Annotated in this window: 1 protein-coding gene; it reads right to left on the bottom strand. The window is 34.9% G+C overall.

What is annotated here, in order from left to right; all coding sequences use genetic code 11:
• Positions 1-274 precede the first annotated feature (274 nt).
• A complete protein-coding gene (locus tag ABD814_RS00985) occupies positions 275-2,491 on the bottom strand; it encodes an ABC transporter ATP-binding protein/permease (protein WP_344909539.1) in 2,217 nt (738 codons plus the stop codon).
• Positions 2,492-2,551 lie beyond the last annotated feature (60 nt).

Below are 2,551 nucleotides of genomic sequence, written 5' to 3'. Positions count from 1 at the left end.
TGCTCAAAATAAGGATCTGCGATTAAATTTTCCATGTGTATAAGTAAAAGTCAATATGGACAATGAACAATGCGTCTTACTTACTACATCAAGGTTTACTTGCTTATTTTTATCTGCGAAAGTTGAGTATATTAGATAAAGTATAGCATAATTCCACCTAAAAAACTGTCGATAAATTAAAAAACGTCATATATACCCATTCAAAAAATGAATCACTTGAGAGTTTTTATAAAAAATCAACCAAATCAATAAATGACTTGGTTGACTTCAGTAATTATTCAGTTCTTAATGCCACAACTGGATCTTTTTTAGCTGCCATTCGTGATGGGATCACACCAGCAATTAAAGTTAAAATCATACTACCAACAATTAAAATAGTCGCAGCAGTTACATTTAAATTAGCCACACCCTCAATATCTGTCAAATGATAAATTAAATTATTGATTGGAATGATCAGTAGGTAAGAAATTAAAATACCTAACGAACCGGAAACAAAGCCAATAATCATTGTTTCAGCATTAAAGACACGAGAAATATCCTTTTTACGTGCACCCACACTACGTAGAATACCAATCTCTTTCGTCCGTTCAATTACAGACACATACGTAATAATACCAATCATAATTGTTGAAACGATTAGTGAAATAGCAGCAAAACCAACTAACACATACGTAACTGTATTGATCATATCAGTCATAATATCACTTACCATTTCAGCAAGATCATTATAAACAATTTGATCTTCCTCATCCCTACATAAGTTAAACTCATCAAGATAATCTTTAATTGCATCTTTACCCTCAAAATCTGTCGGATAAATATCGACACCAACTGGTGTAGTAGTTGCACCTAAATAGATTAAAGCATATTCTTTTATTTCTTCAGCTTGAAACGGTGTATTTGTCAATAAGTTAATATCTGAATCTTCCTGGGCTTGAGCTATCACTGACTGCTGTGCATCAGCAATAATCCGATCAGTTAAGTCAGATGTATAAATAAACCCTTCTGAAAAATAGCTCGTTGCTGCCTCTTCTTTAACACGTAAAATCCCAGTCACGACTAATTCTAAACCGTCTGCTTCATTATATAATTTTTGGTAATCGGCTGGTGCAGCAGGAATAAATAAACCATCTTCCGTTTCTGTATAATAGACATCATTAGAAAGAACTTTTAACATCGTCTTGCCAATAAAATCGGTCGCATCATATTCGTCATCAGTTAAAGCTAACTTATCTAAAAATTGTGTACTCAATCGATTGTACTGATCGACTACAATTGCAATCTCATTCTCAGCTTCAGGTAAACGACTATCTTCACCAATCAAGTCATACAATTCTAAAATAAAATCTTGATCTTCTGGCATCTCATGCCAATGGTTTAGACCCATTGCTGATTCAGAAAAACCTGGCATCGCTTGGTCTTGTAGTGAAGTCTCAAACTTAACAACTCCGTCTGTTCCTTCTGTCAATAAGTTAACGCCAACACCTCTAGAGTATGCAATATTATTAACTTGATCTGGTAATTCTTCTTCAATTTTTGCAACATAATCTAAAAACTCATCCGTCAAAATATTTTTATGCATGACAAAAGAATCCATAACATCAAAAGAGTAAATCGTCGTATCGTCAGGAAACTCCTCATAGTTACTTGTCGTACCTTGTGATCCAGGAGGTCCCATTTCAGTAAAATCAACAAACTGTTCATTCGTATCAATCATAATTGGGAAGTTTGCCAATGTGTCCCCTTGCATCACATCCAATTGATTTGATAGTCCACTTGATAGCGCAAGCACAAGCGCAACCCCTATAATTCCAATACTCCCTGCAAAAGCTGTTAAGATCGTCCGACCCTTTTTCGTTAGTAAATTTTTAAATGATAGTGACAATGCAGTAAATAAAGACATTGACGTTTTATTGCGTTTTTTAGATTTTCTAGGTTGATGATCGCTGTCTGCCTGTTGATCTACAATTGGATCACTATCTGATTGAATCTGTCCATCTAAAAATCGAATAATTCGTGAACTGTATTGATTTGCAATTTCCTCATTGTGCGTCACCATAATCACTAATCGTTCTTTAGCGATCTGACGTAATATATCCATCACTTGTGTACTTGTTTTTGAATCTAGTGCTCCTGTTGGCTCATCTGCAAGAATAATATCAGGATTATTAACAAGTGCTCTTGCAATCGCAACCCGTTGCATCTGTCCACCTGAAAGTTGATTTGGTTTTTTATTAATATGATCTGATAATCCAACATCAGCTAATGCTTGTTTTGCACGTTCTTTTCGTTCGCTGCTTGAAACACCGGATAATGTCATCGCAATTTCTACGTTTTGTAATACCGATTGGTGGCTAATTAAATTATAGTTTTGAAAAACAAATCCGATCGAACGGTTGCGATAAGCATCCCAATCACGATCTTTAAAATGCTTTGTAGAGTTGTTATTAATGATTAAGTCGCCCGAATCGTATTGGTCAAGGCCGCCAATAATGTTAAGCCTAGATTATTCATAGCCCAATCATAAAACCTGAATAAACCGCATCAAATC

Origin of the sequence: Amphibacillus indicireducens (assembly GCF_039539605.1) — a bacterium.
Classification (GTDB): Bacteria; Bacillota; Bacilli; order Bacillales; family Amphibacillaceae; genus Amphibacillus; species Amphibacillus indicireducens.
Note: the sequence above shows the minus strand (reverse complement) of the source record. Positions and strands in the feature narration are given on the sequence as shown.